This window comes from Burkholderia sp. BCC1644 (genome assembly GCF_902833225.1).
Taxonomy (GTDB): Bacteria; Pseudomonadota; Gammaproteobacteria; order Burkholderiales; family Burkholderiaceae; genus Burkholderia.
Window position 1 is genome coordinate 55,509 of record NZ_CADFEI010000009.1, and the last position, 18,899, is coordinate 74,407.

General features: G+C 65.5%; 14 protein-coding genes and 2 pseudogenes. 15 read left to right on the forward strand and 1 reads right to left on the reverse strand.

Annotated elements, in window-relative coordinates; genetic code table 11:
* The first annotated feature begins 362 nt into the window (after nt 1-362).
* The 15 genes and pseudogenes from HWX87_RS19150 to HWX87_RS19220 form a co-directional block, all read left to right on the forward strand.
* A complete protein-coding gene (locus HWX87_RS19150) occupies nt 363-1,775 on the forward strand; it encodes an undecaprenyl-phosphate glucose phosphotransferase (protein ID WP_176048584.1) in 1,413 nt (470 codons plus the stop codon).
* A 52-nt stretch (nt 1,776-1,827) separates the two neighbouring features.
* Complete coding sequence (locus tag HWX87_RS19155) at nt 1,828-2,979, forward strand: polysaccharide biosynthesis/export family protein (RefSeq protein WP_176048585.1); 1,152 nt, start codon at nt 1,828-1,830, stop codon at nt 2,977-2,979.
* Nucleotides 2,976-3,473: a low molecular weight protein-tyrosine-phosphatase gene (locus tag HWX87_RS19160; protein ID WP_176048586.1), complete on the forward strand. Its 498-nt coding sequence runs from the start codon at nt 2,976-2,978 to the stop codon at nt 3,471-3,473. Before HWX87_RS19155 ends, HWX87_RS19160 begins: the two co-directional genes overlap by 4 nt.
* Nucleotides 3,470-5,767: a polysaccharide biosynthesis tyrosine autokinase gene (locus tag HWX87_RS19165; protein WP_176048587.1), complete on the forward strand. Its 2,298-nt coding sequence runs from the start codon at nt 3,470-3,472 to the stop codon at nt 5,765-5,767. The genes HWX87_RS19160 and HWX87_RS19165 overlap by 4 nt, the downstream gene beginning before the upstream one ends.
* Nucleotides 5,764-7,011 (forward strand): glycosyltransferase family 4 protein, encoded by a 1,248-nt coding sequence (locus HWX87_RS19170; protein WP_176048588.1) that lies wholly within the window; start codon nt 5,764-5,766, stop codon nt 7,009-7,011. The genes HWX87_RS19165 and HWX87_RS19170 overlap by 4 nt, the downstream gene beginning before the upstream one ends.
* Nucleotides 7,008-8,180, forward strand: a complete 1,173-nt coding sequence (locus HWX87_RS19175) for a polysaccharide pyruvyl transferase family protein (protein ID WP_176048589.1) — start codon at nt 7,008-7,010, stop codon at nt 8,178-8,180. Before HWX87_RS19170 ends, HWX87_RS19175 begins: the two co-directional genes overlap by 4 nt.
* Entirely contained in the window at nt 8,174-9,466 is a 1,293-nt protein-coding gene (locus HWX87_RS19180) for a polysaccharide biosynthesis protein (RefSeq protein WP_176048590.1), read from the forward strand. The genes HWX87_RS19175 and HWX87_RS19180 overlap by 7 nt, the downstream gene beginning before the upstream one ends.
* Entirely contained in the window at nt 9,456-10,586 is a 1,131-nt protein-coding gene (locus tag HWX87_RS19185; protein WP_244137707.1) for a hypothetical protein, read from the forward strand. Before HWX87_RS19180 ends, HWX87_RS19185 begins: the two co-directional genes overlap by 11 nt.
* Nucleotides 10,579-11,601 carry an acyltransferase gene (locus tag HWX87_RS19190; RefSeq protein WP_176048591.1) on the forward strand — a complete coding sequence of 341 codons (1,023 nt, stop codon included), beginning with the start codon at nt 10,579-10,581 and terminating at the stop codon, nt 11,599-11,601. Before HWX87_RS19185 ends, HWX87_RS19190 begins: the two co-directional genes overlap by 8 nt.
* Before the next feature lie 335 nt (nt 11,602-11,936).
* The gene (locus HWX87_RS19195; RefSeq protein ID WP_244137708.1) at nt 11,937-12,533 is read left to right on the forward strand and encodes a fimbrial protein; all 597 of its coding nucleotides are present in this window, start codon (nt 11,937-11,939) and stop codon (nt 12,531-12,533) included.
* Nucleotides 12,534-12,603: 70 nt separating this feature from the next.
* Nucleotides 12,604-13,323, forward strand: coding sequence for a molecular chaperone (locus tag HWX87_RS19200; protein ID WP_176048593.1), 720 nt, complete (start codon nt 12,604-12,606; stop codon nt 13,321-13,323).
* Between the two features lie 117 nt (nt 13,324-13,440).
* The gene (locus HWX87_RS19205; RefSeq protein ID WP_208456538.1) at nt 13,441-15,930 is read left to right on the forward strand and encodes a fimbria/pilus outer membrane usher protein; all 2,490 of its coding nucleotides are present in this window, start codon (nt 13,441-13,443) and stop codon (nt 15,928-15,930) included.
* An 87-nt stretch (nt 15,931-16,017) separates the two neighbouring features.
* On the forward strand, nt 16,018-17,052 hold the full coding sequence (locus HWX87_RS19210; RefSeq protein ID WP_176048594.1) for a fimbrial protein: 1,035 nt from the start codon (nt 16,018-16,020) through the stop codon (nt 17,050-17,052).
* Between the two features lie 148 nt (nt 17,053-17,200).
* Nucleotides 17,201-17,554, forward strand: a pseudogene (locus HWX87_RS19215) (transposase); the annotation flags it as partial.
* Nucleotides 17,555-17,566: 12 nt separating this feature from the next.
* Nucleotides 17,567-18,082: pseudogene (locus tag HWX87_RS19220) on the forward strand (transposase); the annotation flags it as partial.
* Between the two features lie 105 nt (nt 18,083-18,187).
* Here the strand turns inward: HWX87_RS19220 and HWX87_RS19225 are convergent.
* Nucleotides 18,188-18,826, reverse strand: coding sequence for a hypothetical protein (locus HWX87_RS19225; protein ID WP_244137709.1), 639 nt, complete (start codon nt 18,824-18,826; stop codon nt 18,188-18,190).
* Nucleotides 18,827-18,899 lie beyond the last annotated feature (73 nt).

Consider the following 18,899-nt stretch of genomic DNA (forward strand, 5'->3'; position numbering starts at 1 on the left):
GGACTTGTCCGTCAAAAAAAAATTGACCCTGTGACGTAGTCCCGAATCATTCGTACCTGTACGAAGCCGCACGCGTCCCATTTAGTAGGCGTTCTATTTAAATCACCTCCCTGCTTGCCGAAAATTGACCGGGTCGAGTCGATCGCAACGTTTCGCAAACATTCGCCCGCCATAGCAAGGCCGAAACCGCCGATACACGCGCGCAACCGGCCGACAAATCAGGCGCCGTCGTCGTTCATCGATTGCCCGTCCCATGCACTGCAAGACCGCCGCCCCTCGGCCCGATCCGGGGGCGGCAACGCATCGGCATCGAAAACGCACGACGCATCGCCCATCCGACCAATCGACAGGGGCAGGGGTATATGGATACGCCATTCGAAATCCGGCAAGCGCACGTGTCGCCCACCGCGGGGGGATCGCTCGCACGCGTGTCCGACGTCGCGCTGATCTCGATCGGCGCACTGGCTGCGGCACTCGTGCTGTCCGATACGGGCACCGACCGATCGCCCGAACTGGCGGCCGTTGCCTGCGCGGCGACATTCGCGCTGATGCTGTTCCCCGCGTTCGGCATCTACCGGATACCGGACCGCCGGCCGAAATGCCGCGCCGCGATCCTGACCGCACTCGCGTGGCTGCTCGCGCAAGGCTGCGCGGCGCTCGTGATGCGCACGCTCGCGCCCGAGTCGAGCATACCGGCGAACTGGTACCTGCTCTGGACGGCCGCGAGCGGCGCCGCGCTCTGCCTGTCGCGGCTCGTCGCCAGACGGACGTTCGGCCGGATCGGACATCCGCCCGCAGGCGGCCACCCGGTCGCGATCGTCGGCACCGGTACCCATTGCGACGCGGTACGCGACCGGATCGCGCGGATGCCGTCGGCCGGATTCCGCGCCGCCGCCACGTTCGACCTCGACCATGCTCGCCCCGATGGCCGCGCCGACGTCCCGCACTTCGATGCGCTTGACGCGTTCGCGCAGCACGTACGCGCGCACGCGATCCCCGAAGTCTGGCTTGTGCTGCCGATCGGCGACACACGCACCGTAATGGCCGTGATCGATGCGTTCCGCAACGATCTCGTCAACATCCGGCTCATGCCCGACGTCAGCACGATGACGATGTTCGACGGCGGCATGGTCGACCTCGTCGGCGCGCCGGCGATCAATCTCGTCGCGTCGCCGTTGTCGTCCCATGCGCTGCTTCAGAAAGCCGTTTTCGATCGCCTGTTCGCAGCCGCGGTGCTGATCGGCACGGCGCCGCTGCTGCTCACGATCGCCGCGGCGGTGCGGCTCTCGTCGAAGGGCCCTGCGTTGTTCCGGCAGCAGCGTCAGGGCGCGAACGGCCACACCTTCACGATCCTCAAGTTCCGCACGATGCGGCTGCACGACGACGGCCACGAAGTACGGCAGGCCACGCGCGGCGATCCCCGCGTCACGCGCATCGGCGCATTCCTGCGCCGCACGAGCCTCGACGAACTGCCGCAGTTCGTCAACGTGCTGCGCGGCGAGATGTCCGTCGTCGGGCCGCGCCCGCACGCGCTCCAGCACGACAACCTGTATCAGCCGATCGTCGACGGCTACATCCACCGCTATCGCGTGAAGCCGGGCATCACGGGCTGGGCCCAGATCAACGGGCTGCGCGGCGAAACCGATTCGATCGAGAAGATGCAGCGCCGCGTCGAGGCCGATCTCCATTACCTGCGCAACTGGTCGTTCTCGCTCGACATGCGGATCGTCTCGGCCACCGTTCTGCGCGGCTGGGTGCATCACAACGCGTTCTGACCTGCACGCAACGCGCGCCTTTCGAAGCGCCGCCTATCAATAAGGATAACTGATGACAAACCCGACACCCGAGCGATCCGACTCCGCCCATCCGCGTTGCATGCGCATGCTGCTGGCCATGGCCGCGAGCGTCACGCTGTCAGCTTGCGCTCTCGCGCCCGGCATGCGGATGAGCCCGCCGTCCGACGCAGCAGACACGCACGCCGCCAGCGGTGCCCCCGCGTTCCGGATCACGCCGATCGATGCCGGCCTGATTCGCGAACTCGATGTGCAATCGGCGAGCCGACAAACCGGGCAAGCCGAGCGGCTTGCCGCATCGCCCGGCCCGTACCGGATCGGCCCCGGCGACGTATTGCAGATCACCGTGTGGGACCACCCCGAACTCGCGGCTTCGCAAGGCCCCGCGCCGCAGAACGCGCCGCGCGCGGCGGACCCGGCATCCGGCTTCGTCGTCGATCCGAAAGGCAACCTGTCGTTCCCGTTCGCGGGCGCCGTGCACGTCGCGGGGTTGACCGCCGACGCCGCGCAAGCGCGGATCGTCGCCGCGCTGTCGCGCGTGTATCGCGGCCCGCAGGTGACGTTGCGCGTCGCGTCGTTCCGTTCGCAGCAGGTCTATATCGACGGCGAGGTTCGCACGCCGGGCGCCCAGCCCGTCAACGACGTACCGATGACGCTGTACGAGGCGCTGGGCCGCTCGGGTGGCCTCAGTCCGGCCGCCGACCAGAGCCGCATGACGCTGGTGCGCGACGGCGTGACCTATCCGCTCGACCTGAGCCGGATGCTGCGCAACGGCCGCAATCCGGCCGACGTCGTGCTCGCCGCCGGCGATCTTCTTCACGTGCCGGCCCGCAGCGACTACGGCGTGTACGTGATGGGCGAAGTCAACAAGCCGTCGCTCGCGGTGCCGCTGCGCGACGGTCGCCTGACGCTGTCCGACGCGCTGTCCCAGGCCGGCAGCGTGAACGCCGGCACCGCCGACGCGGCGCAGATGTTCGTGATCCGCGGCTCGGGCACGGACAGCCCGCAAGTGTTCCATCTCGACGCGCGCTCACCGGTGTCGATGGTGCTCGCGAACGAGTTCGAGCTGCAGCCGAAGGACATCGTGTATGTCGACGGCAATGGCCTCGTGCGCTTCAGCCGCGTGCTCAGCCTGCTGCTGCCGGGCGTCAATACCAGCGCCACCGCGGCGCTCGCCGTCAAATGAGCGCGATCTCCACGCTGCTCGTCGTGTGCATCGGCAACGTCTGCCGCAGCCCGATGGCCGAAGCGCTGTTGCGCGCGCGGCTGCCGGGCGTCGACGTGCAATCGGCCGGCCTCGGCCCGCGTGACGGCCAGCCGGCCGATCCGCATGCGGTCGACCTGATGCGCGAGCGCGGCCTCGACATCGCCGCGCACCGCGCGCGCCGCGTGCCGCCCGGGCTTGCGATGCGCGCCGACCTGATCCTGACGATGGACGCCGACCAGCAACACTGGCTCGAACACCGCCTGCCGGCGATACGCGGCCGCGTGTTCCTGCTCGGCATGCCAGATCCATCCACCGGCCGCGCGCATGGCTTCGACGTCCCCGATCCCTATCTGGGCCCGCGCGCGTCGTTCGAGCACAGCCTGCGGCTCATCGAACGCGGCGTCGACGCATGGTGCGCGCGCATCGCACCGGCCGCCCCTCCCACGCTTGCCCTTTCCGATTCGAACCGATGACATCCACACCTTCCCACGAGCATGCGCACGACCGTGACGCCGAGCTCGATCTCGCGGGCGCGATCGACGTGCTCGTTGCCCGACGCTGGCTGATCGCCGCCGTCACCGCCGCCTGCATGGGTGCCGGCACGCTGTACGCGTTCCTCGCGCCGCGCCAGTACCAGGCCGACATCATGGTGCAGGTCGAGGACAGCGGCGACACGTCGGCCGCGAAGAGCGCGCTCGGCGACGTGTCGTCGCTGTTCGACATCAAGTCGAGCGCCGCGGCCGAAGCGCAGATTCTCGCGTCGCGGCTCGTCGTCACGCGTGCGGTCGACGAGCTGCGCAGCTACATCGTCGTGCAGCCGAAGCGCTTCCCGGTCGTCGGCGAATTCGTGTCGCGCTTCAACACCGGGATTTCACATCCCGGCCTGCTGGGCATCGGCGGTTATGCATGGGGCACCGAAAGCGCCGAGCCGGCACGCTTCGACGTGCCGAAACCGCTGGAGGGCGAGCGTTTCGAACTCGTGCTGCTCGACGGCGGACGCTACCGCCTGACGGGTGGCGCGTTGCCCGCGCCGGTCACGGGTGCGATCGGCCGCCTGGAGACGATCCCGACCGCCTACGGCCCGATCTCGATCGACATCGCCGGCATCGACGCGCATCCAGGCACCCGCTTCACGCTCGTGCGCGAATCGCGTGCCGGCACGATCGACGCGCTGCGCCGCGGGCTCGACGTGCAGGAAAAGATCAAGCAGTCGGGCGTAATCGTCGCGACGCTGCGCGGCGCCGACCCGCAGCGCGTGCAGGCACAGTTGCAGGCCGTCGCAAGCCACTACGTGCGCCAGCACATCGAGCGCAAGTCCGCCGACGCCGCGCAATCGCTCGCGTTCCTCAACGCGCAGTTGCCGGTGCTCAAGAAGCAGTTGCAGGACGCCGAACAGCGCTACACCAACATGCGCAACGCGAACGGCGCGATCGACCTGGACGAGGAAGCAAAGCTGATCCTCCAGCAATCGGCCGACGCGAAAACGCGCAGGCTCGAACTGGAGCAGAAGCGCGACGCGATGAGTGCGCGCTTCGCGCCGGGCCATCCCGACATGATCGCGCTCGATGCGCAGATTGCGACGCTCGCACGCGAACAGCAGTCGTTCGAACGTCAGGTCGGCCGCCTGCCCGACCTGCAGCAGAACGCCGTGCGCCTGATGCTCGACGTGAAGGTCGACACCGATCTCTACACGGCGCTGCTCGCCAACGCGCAGCAGCTCGAACTGGTCAAGGCCGGCAAGACCGGCAGCGTGCGGCTCGTCGACACGCCGATCGCGCCTGAAGACCCGGTGCGCCCGAACCGGCCCGTCGTGATCGCGGCCGCCGCGCTGCTCGGTTTCGCGCTCGGCGTCGCGCTCGCGTTCGTGCGCGACTATCTGTTCGGCGGCGTGCGCAGCGCCGACGAGATCGAGCGGCCGCTCGGCATCGACGTCTATGCGACCGTTCCGGCATCGTCCGGCCAGCGGCAGGTCGCCCGGCGCAGCGCGCAACGGCTGCCCGGGCCGCACCTGCTGAGTGTGCTCCAGCCACACGACCCGGCAGTCGAGAGCCTGCGCAGCCTGCGCACCGCGCTGCGCTTCGCGATGCAACGCGCGCGCAACAACGTGCTGCTGCTGACGGGCCCCGTGCCCGGCGCCGGCAAGTCGTTCGTCGCGTCGAACTTCGCGGCGCTGCTGGCCGCCAACGGCGAGCGCGTGTTGCTCGTCGACGGCGACCTGCGCCGCGGCTACCTGCACGACGTGCTCGGCGTCGGGCGCGAGCCGGGCCTTGCCGACCTGCTGTCCGGCACCGCGACGCCGGACGCCGCGATCCGCCGCGACGTGATCCCCAACCTCGACTTCATTTCGACCGGCACCATCCCCGAACACCCGTCGGAGCTGCTCGTCGACGAGCGTGTCGGCGCGCTGCTCGACACGCTGTCGGCCCGCTATGACCGCGTCGTGATCGACGCCGCGCCGATCCTCGCCGTCACCGACGCCGTCGTGCTCGGCCGCCACGCAGGCACCGTGCTGCTCGCGGCCCGCGCGGCGTCGACGCGTGTGGCCGAACTCGGCGAAGCGATCCGGCGTCTCGCGCACAACGGCGTCGATGCGAGCGGCGTGCTGCTCAACGGCGTCGATCCGCGCTCGGGCCGCTACGGCTCGCGCTACGGCGCGTATCGCTACACCGAGTATTGCTACACGCCACCGCGTCGCGGCGTCACGTCGTCGATCGGACAGTCGCTGCGCTCGCTCGTCGCGCGCTTTCGGCGAGGAGCATCGCGATGAACGATATCCGACACCTCGAACGCCGAGCCGCCGGTGACGCAACGCGCCGGCCCGCATTGCCATCCGCCGGCACGCCCGTCCCGTCGCGCGCGCCCCGCATTCGGCCGCTTCGTGTGGCGCTCGTCGTCGAGGCGGCGGGCGGCGGCGTGGCCGTCCATCTTGCCGACCTGATCGACGGACTGAGCAAAACCGGCGACGTCGAACTTCACCTGATCGTCCCGCGCGGGCCGCGCTTCGACGGCACGATCCTCGATGCGCGCGTGCTGTCGCTGTGCGCGAGCGTGCACCATGTCCCCATGCATCGCGCCATCGGCTGGCGCGACGCATGGGCCGTCGCGCACGTGTACCGATGCCTGCTGCGAATTCGCCCCGATATCGTGCACAGCCACAGTTCGAAGGCCGGCGCAGTCGCACGGCTGTGCATCGGCCCGTGGCGGCACGTGTACACGCCGCACGCGATCTACACGCTCAACCCGACCCTGAGCGGCCTGCAACGCCGCGTGTACGGCACGATCGAAGCGTTGCTCGGCCACTTCCGCTCGCACTGGATCGTCGCCGTCTCGCGCGACGAAGCGCATCATCTGCACGACGCGCTCGGCATCCCCGCAGATCGCATCGCGACGATCTGCAACGGCGTCGCGGCGTCCGCGACACTACCGCGCCGCACCGCGCGGCAGGCACTGGGCCTGCCGGACGACGCGATCGTCGTCGGCTTCGTCGGGCGCCTCAGCCACCAGAAAGGCGTCGACCGGCTCGTGCGGATCGCGCGCGGCGTCTATCGCCAGTGCGGCCTCGACGTGCGCTTCGTCGCGATCGGCCCCGGCGACTTTGCGGCCGCAGCCGGCCCCGAGGCCGACGACGTGCCGCCCAATCTTCACGTCGTCGGCCCGGTCGGTCGCGCCAGCCGCTACTTCTCCGCATTCGACCTGTTCGCGCTGCCGAGCCGCTACGAAGGATTTCCGTACGTGTGCCTCGAAGCGATGGCTGCGCAGGTGCCGATCGTCGCGTCGCGCGTCGCGGGCGTGACGGAACTCGTCGAAGGGCACGCCATCGGCGAAGTCGTGCCGAACGACGACGACACGACGCAATTCGCCCGCACCGTCGTCGCGCTTGCCCGCGACACGGCGCGACGCGACGCCATGCGCGAACACTGCGCGGCGACGCTCGACCACTTCTCCGCCGCGACGATGGTGCGGCACACGCACGACCTGTATCGCGCACTCGTACAAGGACACCCCGCATGACTGCATCCCCCCATGTCGCGCTGCTGCACGCGTACAGCGCCTGCAACACCGGCGACGGCCTGCTGGTCGACCTGTCCGTCTCGCTGCTGCGCGAGGCGTTCGGCGATGCGACGCGCGTGTCGGTCGTCGCCGCCGATCCCGCGTCGTTTCCCGGCCACGACGACGTGCGCCCGGCCCCGGTGCTCGCCGATCGCGGCTGGCGCCGGCTCACAGCGGCCGCCTGCGCCGCGCTGCCCGTGCGCGCGAATGGCCGGCTGCGCCCGACCGTCGAACTGCTCGACCGGGCCGACCTGATCGTCGGCGTCGGCGGCGGCTACCTGCGCGCGCGCAATCCCGTCGAGGCACTCAAGCTCGAAGCCGGGCACCTGCTGCAGATGCGTGCAGCGCACGCATCGGGCAAGCCGGCCGTGTATCTGCCGCAAAGCATCGGGCCCGTACTGTCGGCCCATCCGGTCGGCGCGCACCAGCGCTCGCTGCTCGCCGGCTTCGATACGGTGTTCGTTCGCGACGACCGTTCCGCGGCCTTCCTTGCCGGGAATCCGAACACGCGTCGCGCACCCGATCTCGCCGTGCTCGATTTCGAGCATCGCAGCGATGCGATCCTGCAGCGCGCGACGCGCGCGAATCACGATGTGCGGCACATCGCATTCGTACTGCGCCGCGCGCCTGCGTGGTCCGCCGCGCAGCGCGCACGCTACGACGCGTCGATCCGGCGGCTCGTCAAACAGGCGAACGCGTTGTGCCGGATCAGCTTCGCGCTACAAAGCACCGGCCGCGGCAACGACGATCTCGCGTACTACCGCAGCCTCGGCATCCGCGAAACGCCGGTGCCGCTCAGGGCATTGCTCGAGCACGACCGGCCCGATGTCACGGTGTCGGTGCGGCTGCACGGCGCGCTCGAATCGATCCTGCACGGCGTACCGGCGTTCCACGTCAGCTACGAGCGCAAAGGCTTCGGCGCGTACTCGGACATGCGGCTCGACGACTGGGTCGCCAACGGCGCGGACTTCGATCCCGCCGACGTCTTCGATACGATCTTCGCGCCCGGCGCGACGGCCACGTTCTGGGACGCCGCGCAAACCGGCTTCGCCGGCATCCGTGCGGCCCGCGGGCGCGTGATCGACGCGCTGCGCGCCGCAGGCGGCACCAACGAAGGTGGACGATGCTGACACGCCTTCTGTTGCGCTTCTCGGCGCTCGGCCTGAAATTCGCGCTCGCGATCGTCGTCGCGCGCACGCTCGGCTTCGACGCGATCGCCGCGTACGGGCTGGCGGTCGCCGCATCGGTCATTGCGTCGAAAATGCTGGGCCTCGGCTTCAGTCCGGAACTGAACCGGCGCCTGAGCGAATCCAACCCGCTGCCGGCGATCGCTCACGCGCGCCGGCTGTGCGTCGTCTATGGCGCGCTCTACGTACTGCTCGCCGTCGCGCTTGCCGTGGCGACGCTGAACGCGCCCGCTGCTGCATTGCTCGCACGATTCGGGCTGTCAGCGTCACTTGCCTGGAGCGTGCTGCTGGTCGCGCTGTCCGAGCATGCGGCGTTCGAAGCAAACGGATGGCTGTTCTCGCTGCACCAGCCGCGCGCCGCTTCGCTGCTGCTGTTCGTGCGCACCGGCGCGTGGGCCGGCATCGCTTGCGCCGGACTGCTTTCCGGCGCGATGCAATCGATCGAAGCGGTGTTCGCGATCTGGGTCGCGGTCAACGCATGCGTCGTGATCGCTTGCTTGCGCCGGATCGACACGTTCGCGCGCCGCTTGCGCGGCATCCGGTTTCCCGGGTGTGAGGCTGATCCGGGCGGCGTGCTGCCGGTCTGGCTGCAGGGGCTGCCCTTCTACGCGGCCGGCGTGCTCCTCGCGGCGCTGCAGTATGCGGAACGCTTCATCGCGGGCGGCCAGGTGAGCGCCGACGCGCTCGGCCAGTACGTGTTCGCGTGGTCGATCGCCAATGCCGTGCAGACGGTCGCGTTCGCCACGGTCGTCGCGACGGCCGGCCCGCGCTTCGTGCGCACGCTGGCCGAGACGCCTGGCGCGTTTCTCCGGCAAGTCCGACGCGCGGTGGCGGCCAGTGCGACGGTGACGCTGCTCGCGTCGGCCACCATCGCGGTCGTTTACCGCGACCTGTTCGCGTTCGCGCACCAACCGGCGGACGCCGCTCACGCCGCGCTGCTCGCGGTACTGCTCGCGTCGTTCGTGCTGCGCGCGGCGGCGGACGTGCTGTGGACCGCCGCCATCGCGGTGCGTGCAGGCCGCATCGTGCTGGCCGCGTTGACGGCCATCGCGCTGCTGTATCTGCCGCTCGCGTCGCAACTGATCGCGCGCGAAGGCATCGTGGGCGCCGCGTTCGCCCATCTGGCGACGAGCGTCGCGATCGCCGCAACTCTCGCGCTGAGCGTCGTGCGTCTCGCGCGCCGGCATCGACTCGCCGCGCAAACAACGGAGCTGCGTCATGCTGGATAAGCTGCTTTGCGCAGGCCCGCGGCTCAGCCGCGGCCTGATACGCGCCATCGCCGCGCTGGCCGTGCTCGCTTACTGGGGCATCTATGCGAAAGCCGGTGCGTTCCTGCCCGAGTTCGTGTTTCGCGACGCGGAGAAGATCCAGAGCCAGATCGGCGGCGCCAGCACCTACGAAGGCACGTCGTTCGACGCGGTCGCGCAGGTCTATGCCGCGCTCGGCACGACCGGCACGCACCTGTTCGTCGCGTCGATCGGCGCACTCTGTATCTGGCGCGTGCTCGGCCAGGGCACGCGCGTCGGATCGATGGCGGCCTGCATCGTGCTGCTCGCACCGTGCGTGTTCTTCAACCTGTTCGTCGCGAGCAAGGACACGCTCGTCGTGCTGATGGCCATCGTGCTCGCGCGAATCGTGCTGCGTCGCACCGCGCTCGTCTCGATCGCGGCCGCGGTCGTGCTGTACGGCGCGTACGCGGCCATCGTGCGCAGCTATTTCGCGCTGATCCTCGTGGTCGCGGTCGGTGTGCTGCTGTTCCGGCACGGCGGGTGGCCGCGCAGGATGCTGCTGATTCTCGCCGTGCCGCTCGCGATCTTCCTGCTGCCGAACGACGCGTATTACCTGCTGCTGCATCCGCGCGACATGGCGTCGGACTATCTCGCCTACCAATCACCGTTCGGCGCGCGCACCAGCTTTCGCAACCCGCTCGAGCCGGTTTCGTTCATCGCGTTCTGCGTCGACTACCTGTATGCGGTGCTGCGCCTGAATCTGCCGGTGCTGTTTTCGCCCGGGCCGAAGGAAATCGCGATGCAGGCGTTCGTCTGGATCGCACTGGCTGCCGTTTGGCACCGCTCGCGCGGCGACGGCGGCGACGGCCGCGACGTGCTCGCCGCGCTCGTCATCGGGCACGCAGCCGTATCGATGCTGTTCGAGCCCGATCTGGGCAGCTATACGCGTCATTTGTCGAGCGTGTCGTTGATGTGCGCGATGCAGTTCGCCGGAGTGTCGCGCTCGACGCGCGAGACGGGACGGGCATCCGACGCAATCAGTCCATCCCGGGCCGCCGCAGGCCGGCGGCGTTCCCCGGCGACACGACAAGCAGCCCTGTATGGAGGAACACATGCGTGACGACGGCGTGCCACCCCGCGCGTTCTTCCCCAATATTCAGGCTGCCCGCGCATTCGCGGCCCTCGCGGTCGTCGCCTACCACATGCACGTGCTGCCGTTCGGTCAGGCCGGCGTCGACGTCTTCTTCGTGATCAGCGGGTTCATCATGTCGTGGGTCGCACCGAACGAACGCCGCGAGTTCTTCCGCAAGCGCCTGGTACGGATCGTGCCGCTCTATTGGGTAACCACGCTCGGCATATACGTTATCGCCATGCTGCGCCCGCACTGGCTCAACAGCACGACCGCTGCGCCCGAATACCTGGTCAAGTCGCTCCTGTTTTTACCGTACGTCAAGGAAAACGGTCATTGGGGGCCGCTCAACCTGAACGGGTGGACCCTCGAGTACGAAATGCTGTTCTACGTGGTAGTCGCAGCAAGTCTGGCGTGCGTCAGCGCACGCTTCGCGACGGCGTTCGCCGCGCTGATGCTCGCGTCGTTTTGCCTGTGGGCGGCCATCGACGGCACACCGGGTACGGTCGCCCACCATCTGGGGCAACCGTTCGTGCTGGAGTTCGGCCTGGGTGTCGTGGCGTACCGGGTGCTGCAAACCGGTTTCGTGCGTCGCATCGCCGCGCCGGCGTGGGTGCTCGCGGCATGCGTCGCCATCACGGCGATTCCGTTGTCTCATGCGCTTTTCGGTACGCCACAAGCGTTCGCGCGCATCGCACTGTGGGGCGTACCAGCGTGTGTGCTGATCGTTTCCCTGGTCGCGCTCGACATGCGGAAATGGTCGATCGGAAACAGCACTGTCATCGCACTCGGAGCGGCAAGTTATTCGATCTATTTGCTCCATCCGTATGTCATTGGCGCTGCCGAAAAGATCGTCGGGCTGCATTCGAATCTTCAGACATGGTCCGGTTTCATGGTGACATGCACAACGCTCGGCATGGTCTGTCTGTCCGGATACGTGTGCCATATCCGGATCGAACTACCGATGGTGTCGGTACTGAATCGACGTCTCCGTCAGTCCTCGTGACCGCACCGCCTCCGACAGGCTCGAGTGCAGCCTGCCCCAGGAATGTCCATGCCCCCCCGTCTCGACGTGGTACGTATCTCGACACGTTGCGTAAACGATCGTTATTTCGCCCAATGCGTCGAATGATCGCGGCCCAGACACACCGACCACGTCAATCCTCTTTAGTCATCCGCGACAGAACTCGGCCTCACCAATTAAAGAAGCATGAAATCGTACGAATCAGATAATAAATAAAATATCTTTAGTACTGGTCCCATATGGCAATTCCTGATGGCCCGATAGACTTTTTCGGACTCTTCCTAGAGTTATCCTAAAAAATCCGAATGGAGAAAATCGTGGCATTCAACAAGCAGATTCTCGCACTGGCAGCATTCGCCAGCATGTGCGCCGCCGGCTCGGCCTTGGCGGCCGACGGCACGCTCATCTTCACCGGCTCGATCACGGCCGCGTCCTGCTCGATCACGGGCGGCGCGGGCTCGACAGTCACCGGTGAAAAGGGCAACCAGAACGTCGCGGTCAACCTCGGTACCGTCAGCGCCGACGCAATCGGTGGCACGGCAGGCAGCGGCATCGCGGCTGGCACGGCGATCAACCTCAACCTCGATTGCGGTAACACCGCAACGGACCTCACCACGGTCAAGGTGAAGTTCGACCCGCTGGCCGGCTCGGGCAGCGACGCAAAAAACAACAAGCTGCTGAAGACCACGGGCACGGCCACCGGCGTCGGCATCGGCATCTATGACGCCGACAACAAGCTGCTGAACCTCGCCGCCAACGAGACGTTCGACGCGCCGTTGGTCAAGGGCGGCACCGCCGAGGCCCCGGTCTACACCGCGTCGCTGAACATGCGCGCCGGCTACGTCGCGAACGGCGACAAGATCGACGCCGGTACCGCAAACGGCACGCTGCCGTTCACGCTCACGTACGAGTAATTCGTTCCAACCCGGCGGCGGGATGGCGGCTCAAGCCATCCCGCCACCTCGCCCGGATTCAGATTCCGACATGAAAAAAAAGCTCATTGCCGGGCTGGTCGCGGCCGGCTCTCTGCTGTCCATTTCCGTTCCTTCCGAAGCCGGCATTTCGCTATCCAGCACTCGGGTTGTCTACACGGCAAAAAGCAAGGAAGCGTCTGTACTCGTCAAGAATCCGGCGAAGGATGACGTAATGATCCAGTCGTGGCTGGAAGCACCCGACGACGCACGCGGCGACCTTCCGTTCGCGATCACGCCGTCCCTCAGTCGCCTCGGCGGTGACAAGCAGCAAATGCTGCGCATCTTCTATTCGGGCCAGGGCCTTGCTACCGATCGCGAATCGGTCTTCTGGCTCAACGTGCAGGAGATTCCGCAAAAGCCGAAGGAAGACAATTCGCTGCAGATAGCGGTTCGTCAACGCATCAAGCTCTTCTATCGGCCCGCCGATCTTCCCGGCAAACCCGAGGAGGCCGCCGGCCAGTTGAAGTGGCGCTGGGCCGGTAACGACAGAAGATCGGGTGTGGACGTCGTCAACGACTCGTCCTATTACGTGTCCATCGTGCGTGCAAGCCTCCACAACGGCGCGAATGCGTACACGGTGGTCCCGGCAATGATTGCACCCAAATCGTCGCGACGCCTCGCGATCAACGATTTCTCCGGCCGCTCAATTGGAGCAGATGCGAACGTCGAATTCCAATCGATCAACGATTACGGCGCAACTGTCAGCACCCAAACGGCCATCTCGAAGTAGCGACGCGGCGGCACCAGGTCATTTGAATAATCCAACGCCACAACTCAGTTCTACTAATTCAATAGAGGGCGCGCATTTCTGACACATCGTCAGGTAGGAAACGCACGCGAACAAGGCATGAACACAACCGTAAGGAAAATCGCAGCGGCTTGCCAGGGAGCGTACTGCCTGATGGCGCTCGGCGGGATCGCCTTGCCAGCCGCCGTCGCGGCGGCGGAGTTCAACGACATGTTCCTGAAGAAGGGGCAAGCGCCTGTCGAGCTCAAGTACTTCGAAAAGGGCAGCGCGGTTCCACCGGGAACCTACGATGTCGATGTGTCGCTGAACCAGCGGCGTGCGAAGCGCAGTGCCGTCGTCTTTACGGCCAACGCATCAGGCGACGTCAAGCCAATCATCACATATGGGCTGCTCAAGTCGATCGGCGTGGACGTGAAGCGCCTCGAACGCGAAGGCAAGCTGGAGTCCGACCTTGCGGACGACGCACAGGTAAACCTCGACACCCTCGTCGACGGTGCATCGTCGGATTTCGACGTCGGCCTGCTGACGCTCAACGTGAGCGTCCCGCAAGCATACGTGCCGGGCCAGTCGCGCGGTTATGTCGATCCGTCGAGCTGGAGCGAGGGTGCGACTGCCGCCTACACGAACTACCAGGCAAACTTCAGCCACGACACCAGCTCCGGTTACCGCAACGACTATTACTACCTCGGTTTGCGCAGCGGCCTCAATATCGGTGCATGGCGGCTCCGCAACGAATCGTCATTGACGGGGAATCGCGGCGCGCCATCACGGTTCTCGACCAACCGCACGTATGTCGAGCGGGATCTGCAGCCGATCAAGGGCCGCTTGGCGATGGGTGAAGTGTATTCGTCCGGCGAGATCTTCGACAGCGTGCGCTTCCTTGGCGTCCAGGTGAGTTCCGATACGGGGATGCTGCCGGACAGCGACGTCGGTTACGCGCCGGTCGTGCGCGGCATCGCGCAGAGCAACGCGGTCGTGGAGGTCCGGCAGAACGGTTACGTCATTTACTCGACATCCGTCACGCCCGGCGCATTCGAATTGCGCGATATCTATCCGAGCGGCTCGAACGGCGACCTCGAAATCCGGATCACCGAATCGGATGGCAGCGTACGCACCTACCGGCAGTCGTACTCGTACCTGCCGGTCATGATCCGCCGCGGCTCGATGCGCTATGCGTTCTCGGCCGGCCAGTATCGCGGCTTCGGTCAATCGCGGCCGCAGTTCGTACAAGGCTCGGTGGTCTACGGCGTGTCCGACAACCTGACGGGCTACGGCGGCCTCATTGGCTCGCAGCGCTATGCGGCAGTGGCACTCGGCGTCGGCTACAACTCGCCGCTTGGCGGCGTTTCGTTCGACGTCACGCACAGCCAGTCGAAAGCACCGGGGCGCAAGGCAAGCGGCCAGAGCTTCCGCTTCCTGTATTCGAAGACGCTGGCGTCAACCGACACGACGTTCACGATGGTCGGTTATCGATATTCGACCGACGGCTATCGCACGTTCAGCCAGCACGTCGACGATCTCGACCGCATCGACGGCTACGGGCTACAGCGGCAGAAGAGCCGCGTCGACCTGAACATCAATCAATCGCTCGGCGGCAACGGGTCGGTATATGCAAGCGTCGGTGAAACGAGCTACTGGAATCGCGGCGGCTCGAGTCGAAACATCCAGCTGGGCTACAGTGGCGCGCTGAAAAACATCAGCTACGGTGTAGCGATCGCACGTACGCAGGATCCGGGGCCGTTCGGTCGCTCCGACACGCAGATCAGCGCATCGATCAGCATTCCACTCGGCGGCGGCTCGCGCTCGCATCGTGCGTTCGCGAACACGGTCGCGTCGACCAGCGGCAATGTGAACGTCCAGACCGGCATCAGCGGCTTCCTGGACGAACAGAGCACGCTCAATTATTCCGTTCAGGGAAGTTACGCGAAAAATTCCAGCAGCTCCGGCGGCGTGGGCCTCGGCTGGAATACGCCTCTGGCTCAGTTGAACACGAACTACAGCCAATCCGGTCAGGGCAAGCACCTGGATGTCAGCGCATCGGGGTCGATCGTCGCGCACAGCGGCGGGGTCACGCTTGGTCAGACGGTCGGCGAAACCTTCGCGATCGCCGAGGTGCCGGGCGTGCGCGGCGCACGCTTCTCGTCTTCGTCGAGCATCAGCACCGATCGACGCGGCTACGCCGTACTGCCGTACGTGCAACCGTACCGTTACAACTGGCTCACCGTCGATACCGAAAGCCTTGGCTTCGACACCGAACTGACCGACAACTCGAAGTCGGTCGTGCCCACGCGAGGCGCAATCGTGACCGCGCGGTTCGTGGCGGAAACCGGGCGCCGGATCCAGTTCGACGTGACGACGACAGATGGCCGCAAGGTTCCGTTCGGCGCAACGGCTTACGGCGAAGGCGAAAAGATGCTCGGCATGGTCGACAGTGATTCGCGTGTGCTCGTGTTCGGTGTCCAGGACAAGGGGCGCCTGTCGATTCGCTGGAGCAAGGGTACGTGCGAAGGCGACTATGCATTGCCGGAGCGGAGCAAGCCGGTCGCCTATGAACGCGTTGCGATGAGCTGTCGCATGGAGGGGCGCTAGCGCAGCGACGTAGCGCTGACATCGGCATTTGCGTTCGCCGTCACATCAGCGCGCCTTCAATTCCTTTCTCGAACAAGCGCAAGCAACATGAACTCGAAAAAATCTGCAACCAGTCTGGCATTCGGCTTATTTTGGATGATGATGTCCGGCACTGCGGCAGCACTGGATCGGTGCACTATCTTCCCCTCAAGCAACCCATCGTCGAACACCACGGTGCCCTATGAGGTCACACTTTCCTCGCTCAGCACTTCGAGCTTCGATCCCGGGGTGCCGAACGGCACGGTTCTCGCGTCACAAACGGTTCAATTCGGTACAACCAACATGGTAGTCAGATGCAATACCGTCTACCAGACAACCACCTGGGGGCAACCTGGTGTAGCAAGTGAACCGGTTTATCACACCATGCCGACAAACGTCAGCGGTGTCGGCGTCAGGATGAAATATACAGCCGGAGCCTGGCGTGATGAATGGTGGCCGTACACCTATACGTCCTCGGCCGGCGGAACCGAAACGACTTGGGGATTGAGTACATCCCCGGTCCTGTTCGAGTTTGTCAAGATTGGCCGCATCACGGCCGGCGGCAAGATAACCGGCGAAATTGCCCGTCAGTGGGTCACTTCGGCTACCACCGGTGATCAATTCCCATACTTGCTGTACAAGATCAGCGGCGCAATCGAAATCAAGCCTGCCGTGCCGACCTGCTCAGTCACGACGAAGACGATCAACGTCCCGTTCGGCGGGGTGAGCATGACCAGTGTGGAAAACGCACCGGAGCGATCGTTCAATATCGGCCTGTCGTGCTCCGGCGGCACCAATGCCGCCAAGACACGGATGTACATGACGTTGACGGACGCGACCGATTCCAGCAATCGAAGCAACATGCTGAACCTGACCAGCAACTCCACCGCGAAGGGCGTCGGTGTGCAGATCAAGAATGGCTCGACCGCTGTTTCATATGGTCCCGATTCGAGCAACGCCGGAAACGAGAATCAATGGTTCGTCACGGAGACCGGCAATGGCAATGTCGACATTCCGCTCACCGCGCGCTATGTCACGACCGGCGGCAAACTCGCGGCGGGCTCCGCCAACGCCATTGCCACTTTCACGATGAGCTATCAGTAGTACGGCACCGTGCGTGGCTTCCAAGCACGCACAGCTCCTGTTTCGAGCATTCGAGTCATAAGAGACGGTTTCAAAAAGATCCCGTGGATCTGTTAGCTTTCGCGGCGACCGGTTGACCTCAGGCATCGGAACAACCGCGACCAAGGAGATGGGCAAGCCGATCATCGACGACGAACCGTGGACGTTGATCGCACCGTCACTGCCGCCACCCAAGCCGCGGCGCGAGAAGAACCCGGGCCGCTTACCTGTTTCGAATCGCGCCGTGCTGACCGGCATCCTGTTCGTTCTCGAGACGGGACTGCGCTGGCGCGACCTGTCCGCCGAGATGGGCTGCGGCTCGGGCTTGACTTGCTGGCGACGACTACGCGATTGGCCGGCTGCGGGTGTATGGGATCGCCCGCACGAGTTGCTGCTCGCGAAGCTGCGAGCGACAGACCCAATCGACTTCTCGCGAGCCGCCGTCGATTCATCATCGATTCGCGCCGTTGGAGCGGGCCAAAAACCGGGCCAAACGAAGGGCTTCCCGGAAGCGATCAACTCCGTGTGCCCGGAAACGACGGTTCAGACCTGCAACGTGCATTTGATCCGGAATTCGCTGGACTTCGTGAGCAGGAAAGATCGCAAGGCGGCCGCCACCGCGCTCAAGGAGGTCCACCGGGGCGCCAGCGGCCGAGGCAGCCGCCGTCGCGCTGGACGCCTTTGACGCCGGCCCGTGGGGCACGAAGTACCCGCCGATCGCTGCGCTCTGGCACCTGGTCTCGGAACAGGTCATTCCCTTTTGCGCGTTCGCGCCGGACATCCGGAAGACTATCTATGCGACCAACGCGATCGAGTCATTGCATCTGCAGCTTCGGAGGATCATCGAGGCACGCGGCCACGTCCTGTCGGACGGGACCGCGCTTGAGCTGAGCTGATCTGGCTGGCGCTGCGTAACGTCGTTACCAAGTGGACCGGCTCCCGGCACGATTGGAAAAGCCCAATGACGCAGTTTGCGTTGCTTTACCCGGAGCGATTCCGCATCGGAATCTGAGTCTTAACCCGCCTCACACACGAAATTCCGGATACCTCCCATTCCGAGGAAACACCGGTACGCGAATCAGCTCGATTCGCATACCGACACTACCGCCCCCTACCCTCAACCCGAAACACCCGCCCTGCAAGCCGAATGTTCCGGAATCTCGACGACATGGCCCGGCAAGGACTGCGGCACGCCCGGATAGACATTGAAGTCGTCGAGTTTTCGGCCATCCACTTTCGCACCCTCCACGCGATAGCGAACGGTGCCCGTGGCGGTGAGCTGCGCGCCCGACTCATCGCACGTAACCGACAGCTTTGCGCGTCCGCTCACCGGCAATTGGCGAACCAGCGCACTGAATCCCACATTGACGACGACGCTGCCCGTGGCCTGCCGTCCCTCTTCGCTGGATGCCTTGATCACGGGCTTGACCTCAAGCCGATACACAGTCTCCGTTTCGACCGGATGCAGCGGCTTCAAGACGATGTTCTTGGTTTGACCGGGCGCGAGACTCAGTTTGAACGGATAGGCGTACAGCGACGGCTTGTTTTCATCGCCAACCGGCTCGATCTTTTCGTCGGCCAGCGGTACGCCGGGGTTAACGAGGCGTGACAACGAAACACTCACATACTCGGGACGCACGCCGTTATTGACGATCCGTACGGTCGTCACGCTCTTGTCGAGTCTGACCTCTTTCGGCATCACGTCGATCGCCGCAAGGCTCGCCCCTGAAAAGAGCCCGCCCGCGATACAGGTCATCGCTCGCATCCTGACAGTACAAGAACTCATATCTGTATATCGATCAATTGGCGTTGGAAGGAAATCGACGAAA